This is a genomic window from Mycetocola zhujimingii, from assembly GCF_003065425.1.
In the GTDB taxonomy this organism is placed as follows: domain Bacteria; phylum Actinomycetota; class Actinomycetes; order Actinomycetales; family Microbacteriaceae; genus Mycetocola_A; species Mycetocola_A zhujimingii.
The window spans coordinates 1,913,211-1,938,342 of the sequence record NZ_CP026949.1; the positions used below are offsets into that span (position 1 = coordinate 1,913,211).

20 protein-coding genes and 1 tRNA gene are annotated in these 25,132 nt (G+C 64.7%); 6 read left to right on the forward strand and 15 right to left on the reverse strand.

Features of this window, described 5'->3' with window-relative positions; all coding sequences use genetic code 11:
- Position 1: 1 nt before the first annotated feature.
- Positions 2-2,197 (reverse strand): ATP-dependent DNA helicase RecG, encoded by a 2,196-nt coding sequence (locus C3E77_RS09110; protein ID WP_108391348.1) that lies wholly within the window; start codon positions 2,195-2,197, stop codon positions 2-4.
- 53 nt (positions 2,198-2,250) lie between these two features.
- Here C3E77_RS09110 and rsmD point away from each other — a divergent pair, with 53 nt between their 5' ends.
- Positions 2,251-2,811 (forward strand): 16S rRNA (guanine(966)-N(2))-methyltransferase RsmD, encoded by a 561-nt coding sequence (gene rsmD / locus C3E77_RS09115; RefSeq protein WP_108391349.1) that lies wholly within the window; start codon positions 2,251-2,253, stop codon positions 2,809-2,811.
- Positions 2,812-2,814: 3 nt separating this feature from the next.
- Here rsmD and thiL read toward each other — a convergent pair whose 3' ends face one another.
- Entirely contained in the window at positions 2,815-3,825 is a 1,011-nt protein-coding gene (thiL, locus tag C3E77_RS09120) for a thiamine-phosphate kinase (RefSeq protein ID WP_108391350.1), read from the reverse strand.
- Positions 3,826-3,849: 24 nt separating this feature from the next.
- Here thiL and C3E77_RS09125 point away from each other — a divergent pair, with 24 nt between their 5' ends.
- The gene (locus C3E77_RS09125; RefSeq protein ID WP_108391351.1) at positions 3,850-4,350 is read left to right on the forward strand and encodes a DUF3515 domain-containing protein; all 501 of its coding nucleotides are present in this window, start codon (positions 3,850-3,852) and stop codon (positions 4,348-4,350) included.
- Here the strand turns inward: C3E77_RS09125 and C3E77_RS09130 are convergent.
- The 7 genes from C3E77_RS09130 to C3E77_RS09160 form a co-directional block, all read right to left on the reverse strand.
- Positions 4,347-5,453, reverse strand: a complete 1,107-nt coding sequence (locus tag C3E77_RS09130) for a D-alanine--D-alanine ligase family protein (protein ID WP_108391352.1) — start codon at positions 5,451-5,453, stop codon at positions 4,347-4,349. The genes C3E77_RS09125 and C3E77_RS09130 overlap by 4 nt on opposite strands.
- Entirely contained in the window at positions 5,356-6,477 is a 1,122-nt protein-coding gene (locus C3E77_RS09135; RefSeq protein WP_232528810.1) for an NAD(P)H-dependent glycerol-3-phosphate dehydrogenase, read from the reverse strand. Before C3E77_RS09135 ends, C3E77_RS09130 begins: the two co-directional genes overlap by 98 nt.
- The gene (locus C3E77_RS09140) at positions 6,474-7,238 is read right to left on the reverse strand and encodes a lysophospholipid acyltransferase family protein (RefSeq protein WP_232528811.1); all 765 of its coding nucleotides are present in this window, start codon (positions 7,236-7,238) and stop codon (positions 6,474-6,476) included. Before C3E77_RS09140 ends, C3E77_RS09135 begins: the two co-directional genes overlap by 4 nt.
- 7 nt (positions 7,239-7,245) lie before the next feature.
- Positions 7,246-8,571, reverse strand: a complete 1,326-nt coding sequence (murA, locus tag C3E77_RS09145; RefSeq protein ID WP_108391353.1) for a UDP-N-acetylglucosamine 1-carboxyvinyltransferase — start codon at positions 8,569-8,571, stop codon at positions 7,246-7,248.
- Between the two features lie 64 nt (positions 8,572-8,635).
- Positions 8,636-9,232, reverse strand: coding sequence for a 3-isopropylmalate dehydratase small subunit (leuD, locus tag C3E77_RS09150; protein ID WP_108391354.1), 597 nt, complete (start codon positions 9,230-9,232; stop codon positions 8,636-8,638).
- Between the two features lie 2 nt (positions 9,233-9,234).
- The gene (leuC, locus tag C3E77_RS09155; RefSeq protein WP_108391355.1) at positions 9,235-10,725 is read right to left on the reverse strand and encodes a 3-isopropylmalate dehydratase large subunit; all 1,491 of its coding nucleotides are present in this window, start codon (positions 10,723-10,725) and stop codon (positions 9,235-9,237) included.
- Between the two features lie 120 nt (positions 10,726-10,845).
- Positions 10,846-11,856: a TerC family protein gene (locus tag C3E77_RS09160; protein ID WP_108391356.1), complete on the reverse strand. Its 1,011-nt coding sequence runs from the start codon at positions 11,854-11,856 to the stop codon at positions 10,846-10,848.
- A 280-nt stretch (positions 11,857-12,136) separates the two neighbouring features.
- Between C3E77_RS09160 and C3E77_RS09165 the strand changes: the two genes are divergently transcribed.
- Positions 12,137-12,862: a TIGR00645 family protein gene (locus C3E77_RS09165; protein ID WP_108391357.1), complete on the forward strand. Its 726-nt coding sequence runs from the start codon at positions 12,137-12,139 to the stop codon at positions 12,860-12,862.
- 78 nt (positions 12,863-12,940) lie between these two features.
- Positions 12,941-14,728: a glycoside hydrolase family 15 protein gene (locus C3E77_RS09170; RefSeq protein WP_108391358.1), complete on the forward strand. Its 1,788-nt coding sequence runs from the start codon at positions 12,941-12,943 to the stop codon at positions 14,726-14,728.
- A gap of 9 nt (positions 14,729-14,737) precedes the next feature.
- On the opposite strand, the gene C3E77_RS09175 is transcribed toward C3E77_RS09170, so the two are convergent.
- From C3E77_RS09175 to C3E77_RS09200, 6 genes are all read right to left on the reverse strand, one after another.
- Positions 14,738-15,763 (reverse strand): heparan-alpha-glucosaminide N-acetyltransferase domain-containing protein, encoded by a 1,026-nt coding sequence (locus C3E77_RS09175; RefSeq protein WP_108391359.1) that lies wholly within the window; start codon positions 15,761-15,763, stop codon positions 14,738-14,740.
- A gap of 8 nt (positions 15,764-15,771) precedes the next feature.
- Entirely contained in the window at positions 15,772-17,457 is a 1,686-nt protein-coding gene (locus C3E77_RS09180) for an ABC transporter ATP-binding protein (RefSeq protein WP_108391360.1), read from the reverse strand.
- Entirely contained in the window at positions 17,454-18,494 is a 1,041-nt protein-coding gene (locus C3E77_RS09185; RefSeq protein WP_108391361.1) for an ABC transporter permease, read from the reverse strand. The genes C3E77_RS09180 and C3E77_RS09185 overlap by 4 nt, the downstream gene beginning before the upstream one ends.
- Position 18,495: 1 nt before the next feature.
- Positions 18,496-19,587 carry an ABC transporter permease gene (locus C3E77_RS09190; RefSeq protein ID WP_108393218.1) on the reverse strand — a complete coding sequence of 364 codons (1,092 nt, stop codon included), beginning with the start codon at positions 19,585-19,587 and terminating at the stop codon, positions 18,496-18,498.
- A gap of 104 nt (positions 19,588-19,691) precedes the next feature.
- On the reverse strand, positions 19,692-21,320 hold the full coding sequence (locus C3E77_RS09195; protein ID WP_108391362.1) for an ABC transporter substrate-binding protein: 1,629 nt from the start codon (positions 21,318-21,320) through the stop codon (positions 19,692-19,694).
- Between the two features lie 282 nt (positions 21,321-21,602).
- A tRNA-Glu gene (locus tag C3E77_RS09200) sits at positions 21,603-21,675 on the reverse strand.
- A 154-nt stretch (positions 21,676-21,829) separates the two neighbouring features.
- On the opposite strand from C3E77_RS09200, the gene C3E77_RS09205 reads away from it, so the two are divergent.
- Both C3E77_RS09205 and treS read left to right on the forward strand, forming a co-directional pair.
- Entirely contained in the window at positions 21,830-22,468 is a 639-nt protein-coding gene (locus C3E77_RS09205) for an MBL fold metallo-hydrolase (protein WP_108391363.1), read from the forward strand.
- Positions 22,469-22,625: 157 nt separating this feature from the next.
- Positions 22,626-24,875, forward strand: coding sequence for a maltose alpha-D-glucosyltransferase (treS, locus tag C3E77_RS09210; protein WP_108391364.1), 2,250 nt, complete (start codon positions 22,626-22,628; stop codon positions 24,873-24,875).
- Positions 24,876-25,132: the final 257 nt, after the last annotated feature.

The window sequence follows — 25,132 nt, forward strand, 5'->3', positions numbered from 1 at the left end:
CTTAGTTCTTTGACAACGCCGCGCGCGCCGACGCGTCAACGCGCTGTTCAAGTGCGTGACGCAGCTCGACGTGCTCGTCGAGCCCCGGGTCGAGCTCGAGGACATGCTGCGCGTCTTCCCTGGCCATGGCAATGAGGTCGCCGTCTGAGGCCACACGCAGCAGCTTGAGCGAGGACCGTCCGCCGGACTGGGCGCTGCCGAGGACGTCACCCTCCTGGCGCAGCTCGAGGTCGGCCTGGGCGAGTTCGAAACCGTCGAGGGTGCCGGCAACCGCGTCGACGCGGGTCCTGGCGAGAGTGCCGGGAGCGGCGTTCGTCACGAGCAGGCACAACCCTGCCCACTCCCCCCTGCCGACCCGACCACGGAGCTGATGCAACTGGGAGACCCCGAACCGGTCTGCGTCGAGCACGACCATCGTCGATGCGTTCGGAACGTCCACACCGACCTCGATCACCGTTGTAGCGACGAGCACGTCGATCTCGTGGGCAGCGAAAGCACGCATGATGCGGTCTTTCTCATCGCCGGGCATGCGACCGTGGAGCGCCTCGATGCGAAGATTCTTTGTCGCGGGCAACTGGCGAAGTTCGGCGAGCGTCCCGACCACTGTTGAACGCGGCGGTCCCTGGTCCTTCTCGTCCTTCAGGTCCGGCAGCTGCGCATCGGGGTCGGTGGGGTCGAAATCAACGTCGTCGGGCTCGTTGACGTCGATCGCTGAGCAGACCACGAATGCCTGGCGGCCCGCAGCCACTTCCTCGCTGACCCGTTCCCAGACCCGGTGAATCCATCCCGGATGTTCGGCAAGACCGGCGACGAACGATTCGATTCCTGCCCGGCCCGCCGGAAGCTCACGAATCGTGCTGACCTCGAGGTCGCCGAAGACGGTCATGGCGACGGTGCGCGGGATGGGAGTCGCGGTCAGCACAAGCACGTGGGGCGGCTGATGCCCCTTCTGCCGAAGCGCTTCGCGCTGCTCGACCCCGAATCGGTGCTGTTCGTCGACGACGACGAGTCCGAGGTCGTAGAAGGTCACGCTCTCTCCGAGCAGGGCGTGGGTTCCGACGACGATTCGCGCCTGGCCGCTCACGATTCGCAGCAGCGCCTTGCGCCTCTCAGCGGTCGGCATCGTTCCGGTGAGCAGCGTCGGGAACAGTTGCGCGGACAGGTCAGGGCCGAGCGACTTCGCCAGCGACCTGAGGTGCTGGCCCGCGAGCACCTCGGTTGGCGCCAGCAACGCGGACTGTCCGCCCGAGTCGGCGGCAGCGAGCATTGCCCTGAGGGCGACGAGGGTCTTGCCGGAGCCCACCTCGCCCTGCACGAGCCGGTTCATCGGCACCGGCTCCGCCATGTCCCTGGCGATTTCAGCACCCACCCGGGTCTGATCGCCAGTGAGGGTGAAGCTCAGCTGCTTGTCGAACTGTTCGAGCAGGCCGCCCGGCACGGCCACGCGGGGGGTCGTTTCTTCCAGCCGGGCGATCTGCCGCTGCTGAAGCAGGGCCGCCTGGAGCAGGAACGCCTCACGGTACCGCAGGGTGTCCTGCGCGACGTGCCAATCGGCATCCGACGTCGGCCGGTGGATTTTCTCGATCGCCTGGCCGTAGGTCAGCAGGTTCTCGCGGGCCCTGACGTCAGCCGGAACCGGGTCCGGCAGTTCCGGCAGCGAGTCAAGGACAAGCGCCATCGCCTTGTGTACCTGCCAGCTCGCCACGGTGCTCGTCGCCGGGTAGATCGGGATGGGGGTCTCTGCCCACTTCCTGGCAGCATCCGGGCTGGTGTCCGCGTCGCTCGACTCGAAGAGTTCATAGTCGGGGTGGGCCAGCTGGAGTGCGCCCTTGTAGTCGCCGACCTTGCCGGCGAAGATCCCGCGCGCTCCGGGGCGAAGCTCTCGCGTCCGCCACGCCTGGTTGAAGAACGTGAGGCTCAGGATGCCTTTTCCGTCGGTGATGCGAACCTCGAGGATCGACCCCCTGCGGGCCTTCATGGTGCGCTCACGCACCTCGATCACCTCGGCGACGATCGTCACCGGTTCACCAACCGGCAGCTCACTCAGGGCCGTGAGCTCGCCCCTCCGCGCGTATCGTCTCGGGTAGTGCTCCAGCAGGTCGCCGACGGTGACGACGCCAAAGGCACGCTTGAACGCTGACGCCGTGCGACCACCGATGACGCTGTCAAGCTTGGCGGCCAGAGGCTGGGCGTTCATGCTCCGAGTCTATTCGGCCGCACCGACGTCGCGGCTCAGCGTACTGTGGGCTGGTGACAAGAATCGTTTCCGGATTTGCCGGTTCCCTGCCCCTGAAGGTCCCCAAATCCGGCACGCGGCCGACGAGCGACCAGGTTCGCGAGGCCATGTTCTCGGCACTCGACGCTCGCGATATTCTCGATGGTGCACAGGTGCTCGACCTCTATGCCGGATCCGGTGCCCTCGGCCTTGAAGCGGCGAGTCGTGGCGCGAGCGAGGTGGTTCTCGTTGAACGCTCGTCGCAGGCGGCAGCGGTGTGCCGGCTCAACGCAAAGGCCGTATCGAACGCAGCGCCGGGCACGGTGAAGATCGACGTGGCGTCACGGCCGGTGCAGAGCTACCTCGAGTCAGCGGTCGGTCCGTTCGACCTCGTGTTCCTCGACCCGCCGTACGACCTGCCCGAGGCGGAGCTGGCGTCGAACCTCGCGGCAGTCCTGAGGATCCTCGGCCCAGACTCGCTCGTCGTGGTCGAACGGAGCTCACGCTCCCCCGAGCCGGTCTGGCCAGCGGGTCTCGTGCAGGCGCGACGCAAGAAGTACGGCGAGACCACTGTGTGGTGGGCCGTCCCGGAATAGGCCCTAACCCGTGCCGCCGTTCCAGCCCTCGTATGGATCCCAGCCGAGCACACCGGCGACCGGTTCACCGTCGACGGTCACACCGTCGCCATCGGTCACACTGCCGATAACACGGAAGCCCTCCGGCAGCGCTCTGCCGGGTGGGAACGTCGCGAGCAGGGCGTGGTCCTCGCCTCCACGCAGTGCCGTGTCCGGGTCGTCGCCCAGGCTGGCTCGGTTCAGAGCGATTGCGACACCGGATGCTGAAGCAATCCTTCGCGCGTCGAGGGCAAGGCCGTCGGACACGTCGAGCATCGCTGTCGCGCCGGCGAGTGCTGCGGCGACGCCGGACGCGATGGGCGGACGCGGTGCCAGCTGGGCCCCGACGGCGCGGGGATGATCCTGTCTCAGCCGTTGAGCCCTCACGTGATCCGGCCTCCCGTCGTGCGTCACGGCATCCGAGAAGAGCAGTTTCAGGCCGGTCGCTGAGACGCCGGCATCGCCGCACAGCGCGAGGGTATCGCCGGGTCGCGCTCCCGAGCGCAGAACCGGCGCACGCCCCTCGAGGTCGCCGAATGCCGTGATGGCGAGGGTGAAGGTGTCTGACACCGAGAGGTCACCGCCAACGACGCCACAGCCAGGCGCGAGTTCAGCGCAGGCATCCCGAAGCCCTCTCGCGATGTCCTCGAGCAGCGTTACCGGGGTGTCGCGGGTCGCGGCGATGGCCACGACGAGTCCCGTCGGCCGTGCACCCATTGCGGCAACATCGGCGAGGTTTGATGCCGCTGCCTTCCAGCCGAGGTCGTGCCCGGTCGACCAGGCGAAGCGGAAATCGGGTCCGTGCACCATCATGTCAGTGGTCACGACGAACCTGCCGTCCGGCGCCGCCATCACCGCTGCGTCATCGCCTGGGCCGACCGTTGCCGCTGTGGCCGCAGGCAGAAGCGGGAAGATGCGTGACAGTACGGCAAGCTCGTGCACGCTGCCGACCGTGTCTGACCCGGCATCCGGGTGGGAGTTGTCAGGCTGCGTCATGCGTTCAACGGTAGCCTGAACCTGATGTCTCCTCGCGCTCTCCCCCTCCGTTCCCTCGCCGGCGGCGTACTCCTCGCCGCGCTCATCGGGCTCACCGGTTGCTCGTCTGCCGTGACCCTCGAACCGGCGGAAGACGCCAACAACCCGGCGTGCGCCGACGTGATCGTCCGGCTTCCAGACACGGTTGCCGACAAACCGAAGCGCGAGACGAACGCCCAGTCGACGGCCGCGTGGGGATCACCGGCCGCTGTCATCCTTCGCTGCGGAGTCGCTGTTCCCGGCCCGACGACCGATCCCTGCATCGCCCTCAACGGCATCGACTGGATCGCCGACGAGAGCGAGGCGGCGAACGACACCTACCGTTACACCACCTACGGGCGTGAGCCCGCCGTCGAGGTCATCATCAACGCGGATGCTGCAACCGGCGGCGTCTCGGGAACCACGGCGCTCATCGACCTCGGGAGCGCCGTGTCGGCGCTCCCGGCGACGACGGCCTGTGTCGGCCCCGAAGACGTCCTCGACTAGCTGTAGAGCGCCCCTGCGCGGCGCGCGTGGGCCACGTCGATGAGCTCGGTGATGAGGTCCGCGTAGCTGAGGCCGCTCGCGATCCAGCAGCTCGGGAACATCGAGATGGGCGTGAATCCCGGCATCGTGTTGACCTCATTGACGACGATGCCGTCTTCGGTGAGGAAGAAGTCGACGCGCGCGAGTCCCTCGGCGCCGATGGCGTCGAACGCACGGAGTGCGATCGACTGCAGCGCCGCGAGCGTGTCCGCGTCGATGTCTGCCGGGCAGACGAGTTCGATTCCCGGGGCGTCGAGATACTTCGCGTCGAAGTCGTAGAAGTCCCGACCGGTGATCATGATCTCACCGGCGACGGATGCCCGCGCTGGCTCGCCCGGACGGCCGCCGAGCACGGCGATTTCAACTTCGCGCCCAGGCATGCCCTTCTCGATGAGTACCTTGTCGTCCTCCGCGAACGCGGTGCGCATGGCACTGTCGAGCTGTTCCGGCGAGGTGACCTTGCTCACACCGACACTCGAGCCTGCCCTCGCCGGTTTGACGAACACGGGTGCACCGAGGGTGTTGAGCCCCTCGAATGCTGCCGAGTCGTCGACGTGGTAGTCGCGCTGCGAGACGGTCCGCCACGGCGCGACGGTGATGCCCGCGTGCTCGAGCACAGTCTTGGTGAAGTGCTTGTCCATCCCGAGGGCAGACGCGAGCACTCCACTGCCGACGTACGGCATGTCGATGAGTTCGAGCATGCCCTGGAGCGTCCCGTCTTCACCGAACGGCCCGTGCAGGATGGGAAAGACCATATCGACGTTGCCGAGCGACGTGGTGACGCCGTCGGCGGTGACGGTCAGCTCGCGGCTGGTCGCACTGTCAGGCCAGCGCACACGAGTGCCGTTGTCGACGACCTCGGGCAGGCGAGACTTGTCGAGCGCGAACCTGTCCGGGTCGTCCTGTTCGAGAACGAAGACACCATCGCGGGTGATCCCGACGGGAACGATGTCGAACAGCGAGCGATCAATTGCCCGCAGCACTCCGCCCGCCGTAGCGCAACTGATCGAATGCTCGCTTGACCGACCTCCAAACAACACCACCACCAGGCGCTTCTGCGTCATCATTTGTCCTTTCGCCCTGGGGCTCGTCGCTGTCTGTCGTGAGGTGAGGTGCAATGTCTTTGGGGTCGAGGGTACCGTCGAGCACCTGCTTGACCTGCTCGACGATCGGCATTTCGACGCCGATCGATCGCGCGAGTTCGAGAACAGGGGCGACGCTCGCGAGGCCCTCAGCGGTCTGCTGCATTTGCTTGACCACCGCGGGAAAACTGTAGCCCTGGCCGAGCAGCCGGCCCGCTGTGTTGTTGCGCGAGAGCGGCGACTGGCAGGTAGCGATGAGGTCGCCGAGCCCTGCGAGGCCGGACAGCGTCTCGGCCTTTGCACCCTGAGCGACGGCGAAGTCGGTCATCTCAACGAGTCCGCGGGTGATGATCGATGCCTTCGTGTTTTCGCCGTAACCGACGCCGTCGACGATGCCGATGGCAACGGCGATGAGGTTCTTCAGCACACCGCCGAACTCAGTGCCGATGACATCCGTGTTCACGAACGTCCGGAAGTACTTGTTGCGGGCGAGGAGCGCGACGGCCTGCGCGGTCTCGAGGCTCTGCGAGGAGATCACCGCTGCGGTCGGCTGTTCCCTGGCGATCTCGAGCGCGAGGTTCGGGCCAGAGGCGACAGCGATTCTCGACGGGTCGATGCCGAGGCCCTCGGCGATGACCTCGCTCATGCGAAGCCCTGTTCCGCGTTCGACGCCCTTCATGAGAGACACGACGATCGTCGTCGGTTCGATGTGGGGGCGGATCGCTGCCAGATTCTCGCGGAGCGACTGGCTGGGAACGGCGATGAAGACCTGCTGTGCGCCCTTGAGCGCATCCTGGAGGTTCGCTGTTGCCGTGAGGTTGGCGGGCAGCACGACGCCGGGGAGATAGTCGCTGTTGCGGTGGCTGCGGGAGATCTCTGCGGCGAGTTCCGGCCGGCGTGCCCACATGGTGACGTGGGAGCCGCCATCCGCGAGAATCTTGCCGAACGTTGTTCCCCAGCTGCCCGTTCCGAGCACGGCAACGCGCGCGGTTGTCTTACGGCTCAAAATCGGCCTGTGTCTTTCTGGTTGTGCTTACTCGGGTCCCACGGCTCATCCGGCGGCGTCTCACCGCGGATCTCGACGAGCAACGCCGTGATCGCTTCCATCACGACGGCGGTCGCCTCGGTGAGTGTCGCGGCGTCGAGCGGGCGGTCGGCGAACCGCGACAGGTCGACCGGGTCGCCGACGATGACGTCGATGCGCTTGGGCGGGAAAAAGCTTATCTTGCGCGAGTACCTCGCCATGACCTTGTCGGTGCCCCAGTGCGCCATCGGCGTGATCGGAATGCCGTGGGTGAGCGCAATTCTGACCGCACCGGTCTTGCCGCGCATCGGCCACAGGTCGGGGTCGCGGGTGAGCGACCCTTCCGGGTAGACAACGACCCCCCTGCCCTTGGCGACGAGCTCCCCGCCGGCCGCGACCGGGTCCTGGCCCCGGACCGAACCGGTCCGTTGCACAGGAACCTGGCCCGACTTGGTGAGCAGGTACCCGATCACCGGCACGCTGAACAAGCCGGCCTTTGCCATGAACCGCGGCGCACGGCCGAGCTTCCACACGGCCATGCCGACCACGATCGGATCGATCTCGCTGAAGTGGTTCGGCGCGAGGACGAACGGTCCGCTCCGAGGCAGCTTCTCACCGCCGGAGATGTTGAGCCGCATCATCAGGCTCGCCGGCGGTAAAGCAATCGACGCCAGGAGCCAGTAGATGGACGGTCGGGTTTTTTCCGGGCTCGCCCTGAGGCGCGCTGGTTTCGGTGAGGTCACCGCCCCATTATCCTTCGAGAACGAAGTCGGCTCCCAGTTGCTCGAGCTTGGTGATGAACTTCTCGTAGCCCCTGCTGATGATGCCGACGTTCGACACCGTCGAGGTTCCTTCGGCGCTCAGCGCGGCGATGAGGTGTGAGAACCCGCCACGAAGGTCGGGAACAACGATGTCTGCCCCGTGCAGCTTGGTCGGTCCGGAGATCACAGCGGAGTGGTTGAAGTTACGCTGCCCGAAGCGGCACGCCTGTCCGCCGAGGCATTCCTTGTGAACCTGGATTGTCGCGCCCATCTCGACGAGCGCGTCAACGAAGCCGAAGCGCTGCTCGTACACGGTCTCGTGCACGATGGAGACGCCCTTCGCCTTGGTCAGCGCGACGACGAGTGGCTGCTGCCAGTCGGTCATGAAGCCGGGGTGGACGTCGGTCTCGATGATCACCGGGTTGAGTTCGGTGCCGGGGTGGTAGAAACGGATGCCGTCATCGTGGATGTCGAACTTGCCGCCGACCTTGCGGTACACGTTGAGGAAGGTGAGCATCTCGGCCTGGCGCGCTCCACCGACGAAGATGTCTCCCTCTGTCGCGAGTGCCGCCGCTGCCCAGCTTGCAGCCTCGTTACGGTCAAAGAGGGCTGTGTGGCTGTAGCCCTCGAGCCGTTCGACGCCCTCGATGCGGATGACGCGGTCGGTGTCGACAGCGATGATCGCACCCATCTTCTGCAGGATGTTGATGAGGTCCATGATCTCGGGCTCGATCGCCGCGCCACGCAGCTCAGTGATGCCCTCTGCGCGAACGGCGGTCAGCAGGACCTGTTCGGTCGCGCCAACGCTCGGGTACGGCAGGTGAACCTTGGTGCCCTTGAGGCCGTTCGGTGCACTCATCCGGATGCCACTGGGCTGCTTCTCCACGACGGCACCGAACTGGCGAAGAACTTCCAGGTGGTAGTCGATCGGGCGGTCGCCGATGCGGCAGCCACCGAGGTCGGGAATGAACGCTTCGCCGAGACGGTGCAGCAGCGGGCCGCAGAACAGGATCGGAATACGGCTTGATCCCGCGTGAGCGTCGATGTCCGCCATGTGGGCGCTCTCAACGTTCGAGGGGTCGAGGGTGAGTACGCCGTCCTCGTCGCTTGTGACCTTGACGCCGTGGACGTCGAGCAAGCCACGAACCACTCGGACATCGCTGATGTCCGGCACATCGCGGAGTACGCTCGGCGTCTCACCGAGGATGGCGGCAACCATGGCCTTGGTGACCAGGTTCTTCGCCCCCTTCAGCTCGATTCGTCCGTTGAGCGGGCGTCCACCGTGGATGGTGATTTTGTCACCTGCGAGCCCCACGCTGGCTCCTGCCCGTGATGCGTCCTGAAGAAGTGAAGTCAAATGTTTTACCTGCGCAGCCTGATTACTTAATGGGAAGGGTCTTGGGGCGCCAGGATTCCCTGGCAGCCTCAAATTCAGTGATCCGCGCCTCGTCACGCAGGGTCAGGCCTATGTCGTCCAGGCCTTCAATCAATCGCCACCTAGTGTAATCATCGATCTCAAATGAAACCGTGAGGTCACCGATAGCGACTTCTTTCGCAACCAGATCGACTGTAATTTCTATTCCCGGCTGTCGATCGATTTCAGCCCAGATTTTTTTCGTGTCGTCTTCGGAGATCTCTGCGGCCAGGAGTCCCTGTTTGCCGGAGTTCCCACGGAAGATGTCGCCGAAGCGGGGGCTGAGGATGACCTTGAAGCCGAAGTCGCGCAACGCCCACACAGCGTGCTCGCGCGAGGAGCCCGTCCCGAAGTCCGGGCCGGCAACGAGAACCGTCGCTCCCTGGAACTCCGGGCGGTTGAGAACGAAGTTCTCGTCCTGGCGCCAGCCGGCGAAGAGTGCGTCCTCGAAGCCGGTCTTGGTGACGCGCTTGAGGTAGACGGCGGGGATGATCTGGTCGGTGTCGACATTCGAGCGCATCAGCGGCGCTGCGATACCGGTGACCGTGGTGAACTTGTCCATTGTCAGTTCGCTCCTTCGAGGTCTGCGGGACTCGACAGTGTGCCACGGATGGCTGTCGCTGCTGCCACGAGCGGCGACACGAGGTGGGTACGCCCACCCTTGCCCTGGCGGCCCTCGAAGTTGCGGTTACTCGTAGACGCACAACGCTCACCCGGCGCGAGCTGGTCAGGGTTCATGCCGAGGCACATCGAGCAGCCGGCGAACCGCCACTCGGCGCCGAAGTCCTTGATCACCTGGTCGAGGCCCTCGGCTTCCGCTTCGATCCGCACGCGGGCCGATCCGGGCACGACCATCACACGGACTCCGTCAGCCTTCTTCTTGCCGGCGATCACCGACGCGAAGGCGCGGAGGTCTTCGATCCGGCTGTTCGTGCACGAACCCATGAACACGGCGTCGACGGGAATCTCCTTCATCGGGGTGCCCGCGACGAGGTCCATGTACTCGAGCGCCCGCTCGGCGGCTGCGCGCTCGTTGGGGTCGACGATGGCTTCCGGGTGAGGCACAGCGTCGCTCAGCGAGACGCCCTGCCCCGGGTTGGTACCCCAGGTGACGAAGGGATCGAGAGTGTTGGCGTCGAGGAAGACCTCGGCGTCGAAGGTGGCGCCCTCATCGGTCGAAAGGGTGTTCCAGTAGGCGACGGCCTCGTCCCAGTCCGCGCCGCTCGGTGCGTGCGGCCTTCCCTTGAGGTACTCGTATGTCGTGTCGTCTGGAGCGACCATGCCCGCGCGGGCGCCTGCTTCGATCGACATATTGCAGATCGTCATCCGGCCCTCCATGGAGAGCGCGCGGATGGCCGAACCGCGGTACTCGAGCACGTAACCCTGCCCGCCGCCCGTCCCGATCTTCGCGATGACCGCGAGGATGATGTCCTTCGCGGTCACGCCGGGTCGCAGTGTTCCATCGACGTTGATCGCCATGGTCTTGAACGGTTTGAGCGGGAGGGTCTGCGTCGCCATGACGTGCTCGACCTCGCTCGTGCCGATGCCGAACGCCATGGCTCCGAATGCGCCGTGGGTCGAGGTGTGCGAGTCACCGCAGACCACGGTGATGCCGGGCATCGTGAGGCCAAGCTGCGGACCGACGACGTGCACGATCCCCTGCTCGATATCGCCGAGCGAATGCAGGCGGATGCCGAATTCCGCGGCGTTCTTGCGCAGCGTCTCGATCTGGGTCCGGCTGGTCAGGTCGGCAATGGGCTTGTCGATGCCGATCGTCGGCGTGTTGTGGTCCTCGGTGGCGATGGTGAGGTCGGGACGCCGTACCGGTCGACCGGCCAGCCGGAGACCGTCGAAGGCCTGTGGGCTGGTGACCTCGTGCACGAGGTGCAGGTCGATGTAGATCAGGTCGGGATTGCCGTCTTCGCCCTTGGCAACCAGATGGTCATCCCAGACCTTCTCGGCGAGCGTTCGCGGCGGCGCCGCTGGCGCCGCGTGCTTCGGGTGCCCGGTGCCTGTGGACGGCGTCGGTGCTGTGGACTCTGTTGTCTGCTGCATGCTGCATTCCTTGCGAAGAGTGATGGTTCAGGCAACGACGAACCCCGCGACGGGGCAGCCTGGTGACTAGGCCCCGTCGCGGCAGCTAAGAAGCATCCCGAACAGCACGCGCTCAGAATATCACTCGCTGGGAACTGATTCCTTCGGCTCAGCGCGTCGCGCGTCGCGGCCCGACTTGATGAGGCTCGCGATCGTGGCGACAGCCATCGATACGACGATCACGCCGAGCGATGTCCAGGTGTTGATCTCCGGTGCCCACTCGATGTGCTGTCCACCGTTGATGAACGGAAGTTCGTTCTCGTGCATGGCGTGGAGCACGAGCTTCACTCCGATGAACGCGAGGATGAACGCGATGCCGTACTTGAGGTAGTGCAGGCGCTCGAGCAGGCCGCCGAGCATGAAGTACAGCTGGCGGAGTCCCATCAGAGCGAAGATGTTCGCGGTGAACACGATGAACGGGCTCTGCGTGATTCCGAAGATTGCGGGGATCGAGTCGAGCGCGAACATCACGTCGGTGGTTCCGATGGCGATGAAGACGATGAGCATCGGCGTCCACACCTTCTTGCCGTCGATGACCGTGCGGAGCTTGGAGTCGTGGAAGTCGGGCGAAACGCTGATGTGGCGCTTCATGTAGGTGATGAGGGCGGTTTCGCCATCCTCAGCGTCGTCGTTGTGGCCGAACGCCTGCTTCCACGCGGTGTAGAGCAGGAAGGCGCCGAAGAGGTAGAACACCCAGCTGAAGCTCTCGATGAGCTGCGCACCGAGGAGGATGAAGACTCCGCGGAAGATGAGGGCGATGATGATGCCCACCATGAGGACTTCCTGCTGGAGCCGCTTGGGCACCGAGAACCTCGCCATGATGATGACGAAGACGAAGAGATTGTCGATCGACAGGCTGTATTCGGTGAGCCAGCCCGCGAGGAACTGCCCGGCGAACTCGCCGCCGGAGATGAGGAACATCAGGCCGGCGAAGACGAGCGCGAGTGTGACGTAGAAGACGACCCACAGGGTCGATTCCTTCATCGACGGAATGTGTGGACGTTTCACCACCAGGGCGAGGTCAGCGATCAGGATGAGGCCGAGTACGACGTATGAGCCGATTTCAAACCAGAGGGGCAATACCGGGTGCATCCGGGACCTTTCGGTGGAGGGTGTGACGGGGGTGGGTACGAGAAACGCCCGAAAGTCTCTCCCGCATCGGCCACAACAGGCCGTGCCACGGCGCCCGGGGTCTCAACGATGTGACCCGTGATGACGGATGCCGTGCAGAGGGATACTCCCCTTCGCGGTGTCCACTTTAGTCGACTTCGCGCGTCAGCCGCTCTCCGCCGGGAACTCGCAGCTTTCCCGCTCTAGGATTTATCCCGCGTATCCCTCGAGCGCCCCCTTCCGCCCTCTGCCCAGGAGCCCCATGTCTTCCGTCCCTCCCCCCGCCGGCCGCAGCCTCGCTGTCTCGAGCATCGGTTACATGATCTTCTTCAGCCGGTGGCTGCAGGCCCCGCTGTATCTGGGGCTCATCGCCGCCCAGATGATCTACGTGTGGGTCTTCGTCCAGGAGTTGTGGCACCTCGGCGACGACGTGATCAACCACTCCGCGGATGTGACGGAAGCGAGCGTCATGCTCGCCGTTCTCGGTCTGATCGACGTCGTGATGATCGCGAACCTCCTCATCATGGTCATCATCGGTGGCTACGAGACCTTCGTGTCGAAGATCAACCTCAATGGGCACCCCGACCAGCCCGAGTGGCTTTCGCACGTCAACGCCAACGTGCTCAAGGTCAAGCTCGCGATGGCCATCATCGGGATCTCGTCGATCCACCTGCTCAAGACGTTCATCGAAGTGGGCAACATGACGGATGCCGGAAGCGGCCAGGAGGTCACGGACGAGGCGTACACCTCCCTCGGCGTCTTCTGGCAGGTCGTCATCCACATGGTGTTCATCGTTTCAGCCCTTGCCCTCGCCGCGATCGACAGGATGTCGAAGTACACGCCTCCGCTGGGGCACGGCGCCCCCGGTGCTGCCACCGGAGTCGATCCAGCCGGGAGCGCGCAGTCGGAACACCGACTGACCGACGCCTATGTCGCCCCTGACGCTCTGTCCCGGGCCGCCGGGGAGCGCGAGATCTCGCGACTCTAGTCATTGTCAGCCACGCGGTGCCTCGCGGGCGCGAAACCAGGTGGTGACGAGGCGAAGTGACGGTGCCAGACTGAGCCAGTGGCATCCCGCATCGAAGACTACGCACTGATCAGTGACTGCTACACGGCGGCGCTCGTCGGTCGTGACGGAAGCATCGACTGGCTGTGTATGCCACGTTATGACTCTCCGTCGATGTTCGCTGCGCTCCTCGGTACCGAGGATCACGGTCGGTGGAAACTGGCGCCAACGGCTGCGACGGCGACGTCCCGTCGGCGTTACGACGGAGAGTCATTCACCCTCCTGACCACCTGGACCTCCCCAGACGGGGTAGCCGAAGTGACAGACGTCATGCCGAGAGCCGACCATCGCGCCGATCTCATTCGCCGGGTGCGCGGAGTTTCCGGACGGGTCGAGTTCGCCCAGGAGGTACGGTTCCGTTTCGGTTACGCAACGGCGATGCCCTGGGTCCGCAAGGTCAGGGACGACAACGGAACCGCGCTTCTCGCTGTCGCCGGCCCCGACGCCGTCGTCGTGCGCGGCCCGGAGCTGTTCGCGTCCGACAGGGAACACGCGAACAGGTTCACCGTGAGTCCCGGCGAGATCGTCGACATCACAATGACGTGGTATCCGTCACACCGTGAACCACCGGCGCCAATCGATGTCGACGAGAATCTGGCGCGAACTCACGATTGGTGGCGTGAGTGGTCTTCGACTCTCGAACAGCGCGGTCCATACGCTGACGAAACGGCCAGGTCGCTGTTGATCCTCAGGGCGCTGACCCACGAGGAGACGGGCGGAATCGTCGCTGCGGCAACCACGTCGCTTCCCGAAAACTTCGGCGGCAGCCGCAACTGGGATTACCGGTACGTCTGGCTCCGTGACGCCTCCCTCACCGTGACAGCTCTCCTCTCCTGCGGGGCCATCGAGGGGGTCGACCGCTGGCGGCTCTGGCTGTTGCGGGCAATCGCCGGTGACCCGAAAGATGTCCAGATCATGTATGGGCTCAGCGGTGAACGTGACCTGGCCGAGCGCGAGCTCACCGCACTGCCCGGATATCTGGGATCCCGGCCCGTTCGCATCGGTAACGCAGCAGCCCTGCAGCTTCAGTCAGACGTCATCGGCGAGGTCATGATCGCCCTGCACGACGCGCGTGTCGCCGGGGTGGAGGAGACGTCATACTCCTGGGCGCTCCAGCGCGCACTGGTGAGCTACATGGAGACTCACTGGCAGGCGGCTGACCAGGGCATCTGGGAAATCCGTGGCGCGCCCCAGCGATTCACCCACTCACGCGTAATGATGTGGGCGGCCTTTGACCGGGCGATTCGCGCGGTCACCGAGTTCGGTCTCGACGGCCCGGTGGACAGGTGGATCGAGCTGCGCGCTCTCATCCGCGAAGAAATCGAGACAGAGGGCTTCGACCCGGAACGCAACAGCTACACCCAGTTCTACGGAACGACCGAGGTCGACGCATCGTTGCTGCAACTTGTCGATGTCGGGTATTGCCATCCCCGCGATCCACGGATGCTCGGAACCGTCGCGGCCATCGAGACCGATCTTCTGCGTGACGGGTTACTGCGCCGCTATCGGACAGAGGCGGGCGTTGACGGGCTGCCCGGCGACGAGCATCCGTTTCTCGCCTGCTCATTCTGGCTCGTCTCGCAGTACGCGGCGAGCGGACGGCTCGCAGAGGCCAGGGCGCTGATGGACCGCCTCGTCCGCTTCGCCAACGACGTCGGCCTGATGTCAGAGCAATATGACGTCGGACGCGGCAGGCAGGCCGGTAACACGCCACAGGCGTTCTCCCACCTCGCCCTGGTGCTCGCGGTGAGGGCCATCCGCGCCGCGGAGCTTGGCGAGGATCGGTGATCTCCGCTCTCAACCCGAGCCGGAGGCGAGGGCGATCGCTCGCTCAAGCGGACCCTTGCCGAGGTACCGCTGCCACAGCCACGAGCCAATGAGGGAACCGATCACGAGACCGCCGAGGAGAGGCCAGCCCGGGTAGTCGACGAGCCCCGAGCTGTCCCGAACCTGCACGGCGATCGCGAGGATCAGGATTTGAACCGTATACACGCTCAGCGCCATCGCTCCAGCGGCCCCGACGGGAGCGAACACCGTTCGCACGACGCGACGAGCGGCCGCAGGCGCGGTCGTGGTTGCGGCAACCAGAATTCCGATAATCGCGAGAGCGACGCCCCCGGAGCCGAACACTTCCGCGGTCGTACCCGAGTGGGCCGCCGCCGTCACCCCCTGCAGGACAGCGGCAGCACCGTAGCCCGCCAGCGCTGCCCCGCTCCCGCAGCCGATCATGATGGCCTGGGTGCGGGGCCGGGCAAGCCCCGACCGAGCGGCGATCAACCCGGCAAAGACGAAGGGAAGCCAGATCAGCACCGGGTAGAAACCGGTGAGGAAGTACTCACGGAGAATCTCGGAGATCGACGGCGATCTGCTCACATCATCGGTGACGATGGAGGCGAGAAGGGGCGCGGCGAAGGCGAAGATCAGGAGGAGCACGCCCAGCCAGATCCGGGGCAGGAACAACACAGGCAGGGCGACGAGGAACATGATCGCGTAGTAGTCGAGAATGATCGCGATCTCACTGCCGAGCGAGGTGAGCACCACCCCGAGCAGAAAAATGGAGAGTGCCCTGATCACGATCCGGCGGTAGACGCCCGACCGTGATCCTCGCGGCTTCGGAGAGTCCTGCCCGGACAAGATGCCGAGTGACACCCCGGCCAGGGTGGCGAACAGGATCGAGGACCGGCCGTCGACAAGCAGTTCCCTGTCGCCGGGGTTTGGCATGGTGTGGGCGACGAACATGCCGATGATCGCCAGCCCTCGCGCGATGTCGACCCCGACGATCCGGGAAGAACCGAACCGGTCGGGGTCGACATCGCCGCTCATGGTGCGGCCTACACCGGCGAGGTCTGTGTCAGCGTCGCCAGGACGCGGCGACGCTCGGCCTGGGCGACAGGATCCGGCACCGGCAGAGAAGCGAGCAGCCTCTGGGTGTATGCCTCCCGAGGCGCGCCGAGCACCTCTGCGCCCGTCCCCTCTTCGACGAGCCTGCCGTGGTACAGGACAGCGATCCGGTCGGCGAGGATATCGACGACGGCGAGGTCGTGGCTGATGAACAGCGCGGCGAAGCCGAGCTCGGCCTGGAGCTCTGCGAAGAGTTCGAGCACCCGTGCCTGCACCGAGACGTCGAGCGCGCTCGTCGGTTCATCAGCGATCAGCAGTTTCGGGTCAAGCGCGAGTGCCCTCGCCAGGCTTGCACGCTGTCGCTGTCCTCCGCTCAATTCGTGCGGGTATCGCTCGCCGTACGACTTCGGAAGTTGAACGGCCTCGAGCAGCTCGCCGACCCTCTGCGTCACGGCGCGGAAATCGAGGTCCTTGCGGTGCACCCTCAGTGGCTCTGCAACGCACTCGGTGATGGTCAGCAGCGGGTTGAAACTCGAGGCTGGATCCTGGAAGACGAAGCCGATCGAACTTCGCTTCTTCCGGAACGACCGCTCCTTCATCCCGTTCATTTCGGAGTCGAGCACGCGGAGCGATCCGCCCGTCACTTTCGTGAGTCCGGCGATGGCACGGCCGATCGTGGTCTTGCCAGACCCCGACTCCCCCACGAGACCGAGAACCTCGCCCGGCGCGATGGTGAAACTGACACCGTCGACGGCGAGGAAACCCGGTTGTCCGAGGCGACCCGGGTATTCGATCCGCAGGTTGTCTGCGGCAACCACGGGGGGTGCGTCGCGGTTGATCGGCGCTTTGCGCTCGGCAGCCTCGATTCTCTGACCGATTCGCGGTACAGCGCCCAGGAGCTTTTTGGTGTACTCGTTCTGCGGGTTGGTGAAGAGACTGTGCACGTCGGCCTCTTCGACCACCGCGCCCTGATACATGACGACAACCCGGTCGGCCAGGTCTGCCACGACACCCATGTTGTGTGTGATGAGAACGATGCTCGAGCCGAACTCGTCCCGGCAACGCCGAAGCAGATCGAGGATCTCGGCCTGGACGGTCACGTCGAGCGCCGTCGTCGGCTCGTCGGCCACGATGAGCCCCGGGTTGAGAACGAGCGCCATGGCGATGACAACGCGCTGCTTCTGCCCACCGGAGAACTGGTGCGGGTAGTAGTCCACCCGGGTTTCGGGATCGGGGATCCCGACCTTTGTCAGGATTTCGATGGCGCGGGCCCTGGCGACCTTCCGGCTGAGTTTTGGATCGTGGGCGCGGAGGCCCTCCGCAATCTGCCAGCCGACGGTGTACACGGGGTTGAGGGCCGTTGATGGCTCCTGGAAGACCATGGAGACGTCACTGCCGCGGATGCGACGCAGCTGGTCCTTCGACACGGAGACAACGTCGTTCTCCCCCGTTCCGTCTTTGTGCCTCAGGATGACGGCGCCCGCCCGCGTCGCCGTCTCGGGCAGGAGCCCGAGAATCGTCTTCGCGGTTACGGTCTTGCCACTGCCAGACTCCCCCACTATCGCGACGACCTCACGAGGACCGACGCTGAGGCTGACATTGTCGACGGCCTTGACCGCACCGGCATCCGTCGCAAATGAGACGTCGAGGTTCCTGATCTGCAGTACGTCGGTCATGATCGTCCTTCGTTCTCGAGCCCGGCGAGTCCGCCCGGCCCGGCTGTGAGCGTTCCACCGGGGACCACTGACGTCTCGGCGACGGTACCTGAAGCGGCGCTGACCGCCCTGCGGCCGCGAAGCCTCGGGTCTGCGAGGTCGTTGAGGCTTTCGCCGACGAGGGTCACACCGAGAACGGTCAGCACGATGGCGAGCCCGGGTGGCACCGAGGTCCACCAGATGCCACTCGACACGTCAGAGAGCGCCTTGTTAAGGTCGAAACCCCATTCGCTCGCCGACGTCGGCTCGATGCCGAAGCCGAGGAACCCGAGCCCCGCCAGGGTCAGGATGGCCTCTGAGGCGTTGAGCGTGAAGATCAGCGGGAGCGTGCGGGTGGCGTTTCTGAGTACGTGCCTGAACATGATGCGCACGTTGCCGGTACCGACGACCTTGGCGCTCTCCACGTACGCCTCGCTCTTGATCCGGACTGTCTCGGCGCGGATGACACGGAAGTACTGCGGAATGAAGACGACGGTGATCGAGATCGCGGCGGCGAAGATTCCACCCCACAGGCTCGACTGTCCGCCGGAGATCGCGATCGACATGACGATCGCGAGCAGCAGCGTCGGGAAGGCGTAGATCGCATCGCAGACGACAACGAGAACGCGGTCGAGCCAGCCGCCGAAGTAGCCGGAGACCAGCCCGAGGGCCACTCCCGCGAAGATCGACAGCAGAACGGCGACGACCACAACGCTGAGCCCGGTCTGCGCGCCCCAGATGACGCGGGAGAGAACGTCGTACCCGCCCACCGTTGTGCCAAGAAGGTGCTCAGCGCTCGGTGGGCGCTGGGCCCCGAACGCGCCGGCGTCGTCGCGCAGCTGGTTGTAGCCGTACGGCGCCAGGATGGGCGCGAAAATCGCTGTCAGCACGAAGATCGCCGTCAGGACGAGGCCGGCAACAAGCATCCCTCGCTGAATTCCAACGCTCTGGGAGAGTTGGTGCACGACGGGCAGGCGGCGCCAGCGGCTGTGCCTGAACGAGGGTGTTTCGGTAACCATATCAGTACCTCACTCGCGGGTCGATGAGTGCCGCGATCACGTCGACGATGAAGTTGGTCAGTGCCACGATGACGGCGAGCAGCACGACGATCCCCTGCACGGCCACGAAGTCGCGGGCCTGCAGGTATTCGCTGAGCTGGAAGCCGAGGCCTTTCCACTCGAACGTGGTCTCGGTGAGGACCGCGCCGCCGAGCAGAAGGGCGATCTGCAGGCCGATGACGGTGATGATCGGGATGAGGGCCGGGCGGTAGGCGTGCTTGGTCACCAGGCGATACTCGCTGACTCCGCGGGACCGGCCGGCGTCGACGTAGTCGGTCGACAGCGTTCCGATGACGTTGGTTCGCACGAGCCGAAGGAAGATTCCCGCGGTGAGGAGTCCGAGGGTCAACCCGGGGAGCACGGCGTGTGCGAGCACATCTCCGATGATGCCCGGGTCTCCGATGCGAAGCGCGTCCCACAGGTAGATTCCCGTTTTGCCCTCGAGGAGCTGCATCTCGAGTTCGGTGTTCGTTGTTCCCCTGCCCGAGACCGGGAGCACCTTCAGCCAGACCGAGAAGATCAGTTTGAGGAGCATTCCCGCGAAGAACACGGGGGTCGCGTAAGCGAGGATCGCAAGAACCCGCAGGATGGCATCCGGAGTCTTGTCCCTGAAGTACGCGGCGACCATGCCGAGCGGGATGCCGACGATGAACGCGACGATGAGTGCGTAGAACGCGAGCTCGAGCGTGGCTGCACCGTAGGTGAGGAGGACCTCGAGAACCGGCCGGTTATCGCTCAGCGTCGTGCCGAAGTTTCCGGTGAAGATCTGGCCGAGGTATTCGAGGTACTGCACAAAGATGGGCCGGTCGTATCCGGCGGCGGCGACGCGTTCGGCGAGCTGATCGGCCGTGAGGCGGTCACCGAGGGCCGCCGTGATGGGGTCACCCGTCGTCCTCATCAGGACGAAGACGAGGGTCACGAGAATGAAGACGGTCGGAATGATGAGGAGGAATCGTACGACGAGATAGCGCCAGAATCCTCCGCCGGAGGTCTTCCGGGAATTCGTGGGCGCCGACGGAGGAACGGGAGTGGGTTTTCCGTTCGTCGCCGGGATGGTGAGGGAACTCAGGGGTCGACCTGCCAATCGAAAAGGGTGCAGGGCGACCGGACGGAACCGGTCGCCCTGCAGTGTGTGCCGAAGAAGACCTCGGCGGTGTGTTACTTGCTCAGTGGTGCGTAGCGGAACTTGAACGACGCGTCGAGCGTGACTCCGTCGACGTCAGAACCGGATACGGCCACCTGGGCGCCCTGAAGGTAGGGAACCGTTGACAGGTCAGCGCCTACCTTGGCCTGGATCTGCTCGAAGATCGCCGAGCGCTCGTCCGGGTCGACAGTCGTCGCCGACGAGAGGATCAGGTCGTTGACTTCCTGGTTGTCGTAGTGGTTGGCGAGGAAGTTCTCCTGGAGGAAGAACGGCGTCAGGTAGTTGTCACCGTCGGAGTAGTCCGGGAACCAGCCGAGCTGGTACGCCGGGTACACATCGGTCGTGCGGTCCTCCGAGTACTGCACCCACTCGGTGGTCTGCAGGTTGACCGTGAACAGGCCTGACGCCTCGAGCTGAGACTTGATCAGCGCGTACTCGTCACCGGACGACGGTCCGTAGTGGTCGTTCGAGTACTGCAGGTTCAGTTCGACCGGCGTTGTAATGCCGACAGCTTCGAGCCGCTCGGTGGCCTTCTCCTCAGAGGGAGCTCCGTTGCCGTCGCCGTAGAGATCCTTGAGGATCGTCGTCGCGCCCGTCAGGCCCTCCGGCATGAACGAGTACAGGGGCGTGTACGTGCCCTTGTAGACCTCTTCCGCGATCTCCTCGCGGTCGATGAGGTCAGCAACGGCCTGGCGAACAGCGAGTGCCTTTGCCGGGTCAGCCTCAGCGGTCGTTGCGCCGAACGGCTGCGTGTTGAAGTTGAAGACGATGTAGCGGATCTCACCACCGGGTCCCTGGTGGACCGTGACGTCGTCGTTGCCCTCGAGGTCTGCGGTGTCCGTTGCGCTGAGGCTGCGGAACGCCACGTCGATGTCACCCTCCTGGACGGCCAGTTTGAGGTTCGAGGACTCCGCGTAGTACTTGACGTTGACGGTCTCTGTCTCTGCGTCGCCGAGGAGACCCTGGTAGTCGGGGTTCGCCTTGTATGAGATCAGGTTGTTGAAGTCGTAGCTCGCGATCGTGTACTGGCCGGCAAACGCCTCACCGTCCACGATCTCGTCGTCTGGTGTCAGCGCGTCAGCGGCGAACACCTCTTCGTCGACGATCGGCCCTGCGGGGCTCGACAGGATCTGCGCGAAGACCTGGTCGTTCTCCTGCTTGAGGTTGAACACGGCGGTGAGCTCGTCAGGGGTCTCGACGCTGTCGAGGTTGTAGAGAAGCGACGACGGACCGTTGTCATCGGCGATGGCGAGCTGACGGTCGAACGAGAACTTGACGTCGGATGACGTGAGTTCGTTGCCGTTCGCCCAGGTGAGTCCCTCCTTCAGCGTCACCGTGTACTGGGTCGGCGACGTGAACTCCGCGGACTCCGCGATGTCCGGCTCGACATCCGGGCTGCCGTACGGGGTGTTCATGAGGAACGGGAACACCTGGTTCATGACGGCGAACGACCCGTTGTCGTATGAGCCTGCCGGGTCGAGGGTGGTCACCTTGTCGGTCGTACCGACGGTGATGGCGTCTCCCCCTGAGCCCGATGAGTTGTTGCCTGAGGTTCCTGCGCAACCGGAGATTGCGAGGGCAGTGACAGCGAATGCTGCTGTGGCTGTCGCGATTCGCTTGCCGTTGGTGGATGCGGATGCCATATCCGTCTCCCCTTCTGTGAATGTGCGGACACGACAGCGCAGACGGGTGTCTGCAGCGCCGCAGTGTTTGGTGTGATCCTTTACTAGCACAGGACGATGCAGGAGGTGAGGCAATGTCCTCTTCAGCACGATGGATTTACACAGTCGCAACATTGGGATGAAGATCCTGCGACGGATGCCCGGTGGTGGGCGATCCGTTCGAAAAATCATCCGTTCATCAGTTCGAGCGGTTAAACACAAAACCCCCGCAACAGTTACCTGTTACGAGGGTTTGGTGAGTTGTGACCCCAACGGGATTTGAACCCGTGCTGCCGCCGTGAGAGGGCGGTGTCCTAGGCCGCTAAACGATGGGGCCGGAAACAACGTGTTCGAGTATGGCACACGAATCACACACTTTCAAATTGAGCGGGGAACGAGCGCTTCGGCGCGCAATTGTATGCATCGCAGAGAATATTTCAAGCTCAGCCGGACTCTTGCCCCGGAGGGCTGAGACGGTATTAGCTCTGGGTATGAAACTGACAAAGCTGGAACACGCCGCCCTCGTTCTCGAAGAGTCAGGGAGGAAGCTGTTTGTCGATCCCGGGTCATTCACGACGCCGATTACGGACGGTGCGCAGGCGGATGCCATCGTCGTCACCCACGAACACGCGGACCACTGGACGCCGGAGCAGCTGGAGCGGATCCGCTCCAAGAGCCCCGATGTCCAGATCTTCGGTCCTGCCGGTTTTGCCAGTGCGGCGTCAGGATTCGACGTCCACGTGGTGAAAGAGGGCGACAGGGTCGAGGTTGGGCCGTTCGCGCTCGAGTTCTTCGGGTCCAAACACAACGAGATTCATTCTTCGATTCCGATCATCGACAACGTGGGAGTGCTCATCAACAACAGCGTTTACTACGCCGGTGATTCGTACACGATCCCCGAGGGCGTTGATGTCGACGTGATGGCGGTTCCCGCCGGTGCGCCGTGGCTGAAGATCGGCGAGGTGATGGATTTTGTTCTCGCGGTGAAGCCACGTCGAACGTTCCCTGCCCACGAGATGGTGCTCGCGAAAGCGGGCAAGGAAATGGCCAACGCACGGATCGAGTGGGCGACCACGCAAAACGGAGGGGCGTTCTTCCCCCTTGCCCCTGGCGACACGCTGGACATCTGACGATTCGCCGCCACGACGGCGCTCCATACACCACAGCGGTTCGCCACGCCACAGTGCCCCGCGCGTTACCACTCAGCTCTGAATGCGGGGCATACTCGTGCATAGCGGAACGGTCGAGCGCCGCTCCGCACGCACAGGGCTAGAGGAGCACGCAACGATGACAGACGAACCAGAGATCGAGCCGATCGAGATCACCTACGACGAGGATCGCTACCCGGCTCGCCCTCAACGGCTCCGTCCACGGTCCAACATGAGGACCAGCAGCATTCGCCGCTCATTCTCTGACCCCCGCTCCGCCGACGCATCGAACCCGTCGTACGTTGAGTGGCTGATTCGCCAGTCCATGCTCCGTGACGCCGAGGTGCTCGGGCGAGGCCTGTCCGGCCAGCCCAGCATGTGGCGGAACCCCTACGCACGTCCCGACGCGCGCCGAGCGATTCAGACGGCATCCGTCTGGTTCACCGCTTACCCGATTTCACTCATCACCGGACACCAGTCCTACCTTGCTGCGCTCGGGGATGACGCCCTGTGGGATGCCTTCGAGAAAATCGGCATCACAGCGGTCCACACCGGCCCGGTGAAGCAGGCCGGCGGAATCACCGGTTGGACATCGACGGCAAGCGTCGACGGCCACTTCGACAGGATCAGCACGCAGATCGACCCAGCCTTCGGCTCGGACGACGAGTTCAGGCAGCTCTCCGACGTCGCTGAGCACCACGGTGGAAGCGTCATCGACGACATCGTTCCTGGGCACACCGGCAAGGGCGCGGACTTCCGCCTCGCCGAAATGGGTTACAAGGACTACCCCGGGATCTACCACATGATCGAGATCCCGGAGGAAGACTGGCACGAACTTCCCGAGGTACCCGACCACCGCGATTCAGTGAACCTCGACCCGGCAACAGAAGCCCGGCTTGCCGAGCTCGGCTACATCATCGGCCAGCTGCAGCGGGTTATTTTCTACTCCCCGGGCACCAAGGAGACGAACTGGAGCGTCACCGCTCCTGTGCTCGGCCCGGACGGCCGGACCCGCCGCTGGGTGTACCTGCACTACTTCAAGCAGGGTCAGCCGTCGATCAACTGGCTCGACCCAACATTCGCCGGAATGCGCCTCGTGATCGGCGACGCGCTGCACTCGCTCGGCGACCTGGGTTCGAGTGCACTCCGCCTTGACGCCAACGGGTTCCTCGGTGTGGAGAAAAGCGCTGAGGGCTCCCCCGCCTGGTCCGAGGGGCACCCGCTCTCCGAAGCGGCCAACCACGTGATCGCGAGCATGGTCCGCAAGGTCGGCGGGTTCTCCTTCCAGGAGCTCAACCTCACGATGGAAGACATCCGCGACACCGGTCGGGTTGGCGCTGACCTGTCGTATGACTTCATCAACAGGCCTGCCTACCAGCACGCTCTGGCGATGGGCGACACCGAGTTCCTCCGACTGACCCTCCGGACCTCGCTGTCCACCGGTGTTGAGCCGGTCAGCCTTGTCCACGCCATGCAGAACCACGACGAGCTGACCTACGAGCTTGTCCACTGGGCAACCCTGCACCGCGCTGACCTGTACCCGTTCCGCGATGAAGAGATGACGGGCGCGCAGCTCGCAGAGACCATCAGGGCCGATCTCCTGGAGAAGCTCACCGGTGAGGCTGCCGACTACAACCTCGTCTTCACGACCAACGGAATCGCCTGCACCACGGCATCCGTCATCGCTGCGGCACAGGGCCTGCCCACGCTCGACTCGATCACCGATGACCACATCGATGACATCAGGCGTGCGCACCTGGTCCTCGTCATGTTCAACGCATGGCAGCCCGGCGTCTTCGCGCTCTCCGCGTGGGACCTCCTGGGAATGCTCCCCCTGCCGTCGAGCGAGGTCAAGGACCTCATCGCCGAGGGTGACACCCGCTGGGTGCACCGCGGTGCACACGACCTCATGGACGTCGAGCCGGATGCCACGGCATCGAGCTCGGGGATGCCGCGCGGCCGTTCGCTGTACGGCTCACTGCCGACACAGCTCGAGGACGAGAATTCCTTCGCCAGCCAGGTGTCGCAAATCCTCTCCGTCCGGTCATCGCTCGGAATCGACGTCGGCACCCAGCTCGACATTCCCGACGTGGCCCACCCCGGAATGCTCGTTATGGTCCACCGTCTCGACGGTGGCGACGCGACACTCGAAGATGCGCCTCTCCAGGTGACAGTGCTCAACTTCACCGGCGAGACGATCGAGGGCACCGTGCGGTCCGAGGCCTTCACTCCGCGTCACGTTGTGTACGACGCACAGACGCGGGAGGAGATCGGTAACGTCGACGACCTCCAGAGCTTCACCGTTCGCCTCGAGCCGTATGCGGGCCTCTGCCTCCTCGGCCGGGCGCCCGACGAGGAGCAGGTCGACCTCAGCGAGCTCGACGAGTAACTCTCCACTCCAGCCTCAGGGCACCCCGGCAGACACTGCCGGGGCGCCCTGAGCCGTTAACCGACGAAACGGCTGGACGCACTCGCCCCCGCGCCGTGCTCTGATCCCGCCTCTTGCTCAGTCAGAAACGGCTGGACGCTCTCGCCGCCCCCGTTGCTCGGCCAGAAATGGCGACGCAATCACGGCATTCGTGACCGTTATTGACCGAGCGAGGCGACGGCATCCGACCGGCGCGAAATCGGCAGACAGCTCGGGCC